Here is a 6,000-nt window from a genome sequence, read left to right on the forward strand (position 1 = left end):
GATAAAGGGTTTAAAGGAGATTAATGTTGAGTTATGATAGATTTTTTTAATAAAAGATCAGTAACTCAACATGAAAAGATGTATCATAACTGTATATTATTTAGTAGATAATTTTTGTAAAATATATGAAGAATGGATAGAACACCGTCTATTATCAACAAATCAGCAAAGGCATAGAATAGGAAAATTAAGTCTTGCAGAATTGATGACAATAGTCATATATTTTTATCTATCGCCTTGCAAGGACTTTAAAAACTATTATTTATACTACTTACCGCATAAATATAAGGGTTACTTTAATTTACCATGTTATAGTAGAATAGTACAATTATGGCCAAGGTTAATATTGCCATTGTCAATAATGTTGCAATTACTACGAGGTGAAGATACAGGAATATATTTTATTGATTCAACAAAACTATCTATTTGTCATGCTAAGCGCACTTCTAGTAATAGAGTTTTTGGTAAAATTGCCAAAGTTGGGATGAGTAGTTATGGTTGGTTTATGGGATTTAAATTACATTTAATCATTAACCATAAAGCAGAGATTATAGCTGTTAAAATAACAAAAGCAAATAGAGCTGATTTATCTGTTCTTGAATCTATAACTCAGAAGATAACAGGTAAGGTATTTGGTGATAAAGCATATATTTGTAAAGAGTTATGGTTTAAACTCTATTCTAGAAATTTAAGAATGATAACTAATATTCGCAAGGATATGAAGAATTATTTACTAGAATTAGAAGAGAGTCTTTTGCAATGATTGTGTAAATTTTTGTTGAGCCTATATTAGAAGTAATTAAAAATATAGGTAACAGAAATGCAAATAGAGAAGAATAAAAAAATAAATGAAGCAATAGATTTGCTGATAGAAGGCGGAGTAGATTTAAAAACAGTACTAAGTCAGAATGGATTAATTAAGGAATTAACCAAGGGTATTTTAGAGCGAGCACTGCATGCTGAGATGTCAGAACATTTAGGTTATAGCAAGTATGATAGAGCTGAAACTGAGAATGCGAGGAATGGTAGTTTTAGTAAGAATCTGATTAGTGAGAATGGTACTATAGAGATAAATGTTCCAAGACAGGAGTTTCGCACTTAGCAAAGTTGCGAATCAGTTAAAAGCCATCTGATATTGTTTTGAATTGATGTTTTTATAACTTCCCAAGTTTGTTGATATAAAGTAATGTTTTCATTTATCCTCCTTTTATTCATATCAAGCCAGGCAAATACTGCAAGGCAAATATGATTTCTTTGAGCTCGGCCCGTGCGTGCCTGACAGCGTTCAATACCACAAGTTTGTTTTAATTCTCGATGATAAACCTCTATAGACCAACGTGCCTTAACAATTTTCTCTATTTGCTCACGTGTGGGATTTTCCAAGTTCGTTGTTATGTAATCAATGCGACCATTCTTTGCCACAAACTTAAATACCGTAACCCAACCGTATCCACGTAGGTGAATTTTTAGCCCCTCATCGGGTATCTCTAAACTTTCCAAGCTAACATTATGATTAACTTTTCTATTTTTCCTTAGGGTGGTAACCCATAGCCAGCCTAAATTACGTATATGTTTTAAATTCTCCAACCCGCTATACCAAGCATCCATGACTATGGCATCAGGATTGAGACCTCTTTCTTTAGCTAAAGTAAGCATATCACAAAAATGCTCATTCTTTGTTTTACCATCAGTGTCTTTATCATATATTCTATAATCTACGGGAGTAGATTGAGCAATTTTAGTATTGTAATGTAGTAAGTTTACCATTCCTATACCAGGTATAACATCATGTACAGCTCCAGAATATTGATAACGTACAAGCTCAATCTTCTGACTGTATTGCTTTGATAATAAGGTGTCATCCCCCACTAATAAACACGGTGCTTCCCAATCTATATATTTTGACACTTCCTTATAGATTTCGCTAGGACGAAAATCCTTACTCTTTAACCATCGACTTGCACTATCGTGAGATAGATCTACTGGACTCACTTCAGATAATGCCTTGCTAGTATATCTGACACTACTTGCTTGTAAAAATGATTTATATAAGTCCTTGCTACATTTTGTTCTTGTCATTTTTATCTAAAACTATTTTTCTCTAGATTAACATACTTTTTGCTAAGTGCGAAACTCCTGCAAGAGACAGACAAGGTAAATTTGAACCTATAATAGTCTCAAAGAAACAAACAAGAATAGATGGCTTAGACCAAAAGATAATATCCTTATATGCGAAGGGTATGAGTGTGTCTGATATTAAAACACAATTGCAAGAATTATATGGAGCTGAGATCAGTGAGAGCCTAATCAGCAGGATTACAGATGAAGTAATAGATGAGGTCAAGATTTGGCAGAGTAGACCTCTTGAATCAGTATACCCTATAGTATATTTTGACTGTTTAGTAGTGAAAGTAAGACAAGATAAACTTATTATTAATAAATCAGTATATGTAGCTTTAGGAATAGATTTATCTGGCAGAAAGGATATTTTAGGCTTATGGATAAGTGAGAATGAAGGAGCTAAATTTTGGCTTGGTAATTTTACTGAAATGAAGAATCGAGGAGTAAAAGATATCTTAATTGCTTGTAGTGATAATCTAACTGGTATGTCTGATGCTATTGCATCAGTATATCCGAAAACTGAACATCAAATTTGTATTGTCCATCAGATCAGGAATAGCCTCAAATATGTATCATATAAAGATAGAAAGCAATTAGCAGCGGATTTGAAACTAATCTATACTTCTGCTACTGAAAAAGAAGCAGAATTAGCTCTTGAGTCATTTGATCAAAAATGGAGTAAGCAATATCCGCATATAGCTAAATCTTGGTATAATAATTGGGATAATTTGATAATTTTCTTGCAATATCCAAAGGAGATTCGTAAGATTATTTACACTACAAATGCGATAGAATCGCTGAATAGCCAATTGAGAAAAGTTACTAAGAATAAACGCATCTTTCCAAATGATGACGCAGTATTTAAAGTTTTATATCTGACAATTGATTATATTACCAAAAAATGGTCTATGCCTATCCCCAATTGGAATGAAGCTATGGCTCATTTTATGATCAAATTTGATGGTAGAATTTAATGGTTCACGAAATTTACACAATTGATGAGACAGAGCCAAATAAGCTTTTGAATATACTGCCCCTAACCCCGCAATGCTAGCCTAGCCAACAGGCACAGAGAGAGGTTTACCAATTTCAAACATTTTGTTTAATCTGAAGTTTTGACAAAAAATTTTTAAATGATGCTCCTCGCAGCAGAGCTACGAGGTATCTATCCAAAAAGCTTTAACTGTTTTTGTTGAAATGCTTTATAAGAAGGTTTGCCTGAACCTTGATTCTGTACATAATTACGTAATTTCTGCTCATCACCATGTTTACCTACTGTGCTCATAAAATATCCTTTACTCCAAAACTCACTTCCCCATAATTTTTCTTTAAGATTTGGATATTTCTCAAACATTTTCTTAGAAGTAATACTTTTTATGATTTGAGTTATTTTTGTTGGGCTATACATTGGTATTGACTGTAATAAAAAATGTACGTGATCTTTATCTACTCCTATTTCTAAAAATCTAATTTCATAACGATCTTCTATGTGCTCACAAATTTTACACAAATAATCATCTAGTTCTTGATTGAATATTACTCTTCTATACTTTGCCGGCGTTACTAAATGATATATTAGTACTGTGACATTATGACTCTTATGTACATAACTGCTTTCTTCCATTCAAGTAGTATATCACGAAGCAGAGCTTCGGGGAATTAAACCCTGAGAGATTAATTAATGGTAGAAATGATTTATTAATCCACTGCTCGCTAATTTTACAAAAATCATCGACAAAACAAAATAATGCAGTAATATCTTTCTTCATGGGGATACTCTTGTTTTTTTGCTAAAAATTATATAGAGTATCTTCTATCCCTTGTAAATACTTACTTCCAAACCTAGATTAATCCAGAATTCAGGTTTTTAGTAAATCACGCAAGTATTCTAAATATAAAATAACGAATTGGTCGGAATATAATAATTTTTTACGCAATAGGGGTCGCATAGATTTTATGATTGCCAGTGATTTGGCGATTGGCTGGTATGCTGATTACAGAGAGGAAATGAAACGAGGAAGACCTAGACGCTATAGTGATCACGCTATATTACAGTGTTTGAAGATCAGATGCTTATTCGGTCTTAAGTTACGCCAAACCCAAGGCTTTATAAACTGGCTCTTTGAAATATCGGGTTTATCTATTAGATGTCCAGACTATACAACATTAAGTAAGCGTATGAAGTCATTAGATCTTAGGTATTTACATGGAAATCAAGATAAAGAATTTAGTTGTATTTCAATGGATAGTACAGGGATACAAGCCTACACAGGGAACGAATGGCTAGAAAATAAGCATGGTAAGCAATATAAGCGTCGCATATGGAAAAAGCTACATATCGTTATAGAAGATCAAGGTATGATACTTGCCGATAGTACCACAGAGCATACTATAGATGATAGATCACAGATTGGACTACTAACAGCTAATGTCAGAGCCAAGGATTTTCTGGGAGATCGAGGGTATGACGGTGAATCTACATATCAATTGTTGAGAAAGAAGAAGATAAAACCAGTTATTAGACCCCCAAACTCTTCAGTAAAAGTTCAATCGCTTAGGGATAAAACTGAGAGAGATGCAGCTGTTATATATCAACAAAACAAAGGATACCAAGCATGGAGGGTAAAGAATAATTATGGTAGAAGGGAGCGTGTAGAGAACACGTTCTTTCGATTTAAAACTTCTTTTGGTAGTAAGTTTCTATCAAGACATGATCAAAATATGACAAAAGCAATGTCTATTAAATGCCACTTATTAAACAAAATGTTTGAAATTGGTAAACCTATCTCTGTGCCTGTTGGCTAGGCTAGCATTGCGGGGTTAGGGGCAGTATATTCAAAAGCTTATTTATGCAACAAAGCCATCAGGAATAGCCTCAAATATGTATCATATAAAGATAGAAAGCAATTAGCAGCGGATTTGAAACTAATCTATACTTCTGCTACTGAAAAAGAAGCAGAATTAGCTCTTGAGTCATTTGATCAAAAATGGAGTAAGCAATATCCGCATATAGCTAAATCTTGGTATAATAATTGGGATAATTTGATAATTTTCTTGCAATATCCAAAGGAGATTCGTAAGATTATTTACACTACAAATGCGATAGAATCGCTGAATAGCCAATTGAGAAAAGTTACTAAGAATAAACGCATCTTTCCAAATGATGACGCAGTATTTAAGGTTTTATATCTGACAATTGATTATATTACCAAAAAGTGGTCTATGCCTATCCCCAATTGGAATGAAGCTATGGCTCATTTTATGATCAAATTTGATGGTAGAATTTAATGGTTCACGAAATTTACACAATTGATGAGACAGAGCCTTAGAAGATAAAGCTATGTTACGTAAACGATCATTAATTGAATCAGTATTTAATATACTAAAAAATAGAATGAACCTAGAGCATACAAGGCATAGATCTCCTGTTAATTTCTTGGTGCATATTCTAGCTTGTGTTACTTCTTATGCTATCACTAAATCTCGTATAAAACTTGATGCTTTAGCTCCAGAACAACTGCTCTTATCCTAAATTGGCGTTCATAATATTGATATTGAACAAATGCTCCAGGTTTACGTACTAAACTATCAATAATATGTCTATAATCGGAAAGTTCTATAATTAATTAAGCCAGATATAATCAATTTTTAATCTCTCAGGGTTTAATTCCCCGAAGCTCTGCTTCGTGATATCATAAGAAACAACTAAAACTTTTTTAGATACCTCGTAGCTCTGCTGCGAGGAGCATCATTTAAATATAGATATATCATGGCTCATTTAACGATAGATGAAAGATTTAAAATATACGAAATGAATAAGACAGGAGTTTCGCACTTAGCAAAATTGTGTATTAGTTAGAAGCCATTTAATGTTGTTCT

The 6,000-nt window shown here is 32.9% G+C and carries 3 protein-coding genes and 6 pseudogenes; 6 read left to right on the forward strand and 3 right to left on the reverse strand.

The features are described 5' to 3' along the window. Positions 1-70: 70 nt before the first annotated feature. Both AAHI98_RS17985 and AAHI98_RS17990 read left to right on the forward strand, forming a co-directional pair. Positions 71-757: pseudogene (locus tag AAHI98_RS17985) on the forward strand (IS982 family transposase); the annotation flags it as partial. Between the two features lie 63 nt (positions 758-820). After that, positions 821-1,084 (forward strand): annotated as a pseudogene (locus AAHI98_RS17990) (transposase); the annotation flags it as partial. A 14-nt stretch (positions 1,085-1,098) separates the two neighbouring features. On the opposite strand, the gene AAHI98_RS17995 reads toward AAHI98_RS17990, so the two are convergent. Further along, on the reverse strand, positions 1,099-2,079 hold the full coding sequence (locus AAHI98_RS17995; RefSeq protein ID WP_342224659.1) for an IS701 family transposase: 981 nt from the start codon (positions 2,077-2,079) through the stop codon (positions 1,099-1,101). 62 nt (positions 2,080-2,141) lie between these two features. Between AAHI98_RS17995 and AAHI98_RS18000 the strand changes: the two are divergent. Next, positions 2,142-3,095 (forward strand): annotated as a pseudogene (locus tag AAHI98_RS18000) (IS256 family transposase); the annotation flags it as partial. Positions 3,096-3,286: 191 nt separating this feature from the next. Here AAHI98_RS18000 and tnpA read toward each other — a convergent pair. Together tnpA and AAHI98_RS18970 are read right to left on the reverse strand one after the other, a co-directional pair. Then, on the reverse strand, positions 3,287-3,745 hold the full coding sequence (tnpA, locus tag AAHI98_RS18005) for an IS200/IS605 family transposase (RefSeq protein ID WP_342225814.1): 459 nt from the start codon (positions 3,743-3,745) through the stop codon (positions 3,287-3,289). 16 nt (positions 3,746-3,761) lie between these two features. Next, a pseudogene (locus tag AAHI98_RS18970) lies at positions 3,762-3,890 on the reverse strand (IS982 family transposase); the annotation flags it as partial. A gap of 130 nt (positions 3,891-4,020) precedes the next feature. Here AAHI98_RS18970 and AAHI98_RS18010 point away from each other — a divergent pair. The 3 genes and pseudogenes from AAHI98_RS18010 to AAHI98_RS18020 all read left to right on the forward strand — a co-directional run. Next, the gene (locus AAHI98_RS18010; protein ID WP_342226697.1) at positions 4,021-4,926 is read left to right on the forward strand and encodes an IS5 family transposase; all 906 of its coding nucleotides are present in this window, start codon (positions 4,021-4,023) and stop codon (positions 4,924-4,926) included. A gap of 57 nt (positions 4,927-4,983) precedes the next feature. Continuing rightward, positions 4,984-5,409 (forward strand): annotated as a pseudogene (locus tag AAHI98_RS18015) (transposase); the annotation flags it as partial. 37 nt (positions 5,410-5,446) lie between these two features. Further along, positions 5,447-5,653 (forward strand): annotated as a pseudogene (locus AAHI98_RS18020) (transposase); the annotation flags it as partial. Positions 5,654-6,000: the final 347 nt, after the last annotated feature.

This window comes from Rickettsia endosymbiont of Urophora cardui (assembly GCF_964030725.1).
GTDB lineage: Bacteria > Pseudomonadota > Alphaproteobacteria > Rickettsiales > Rickettsiaceae > Rickettsia.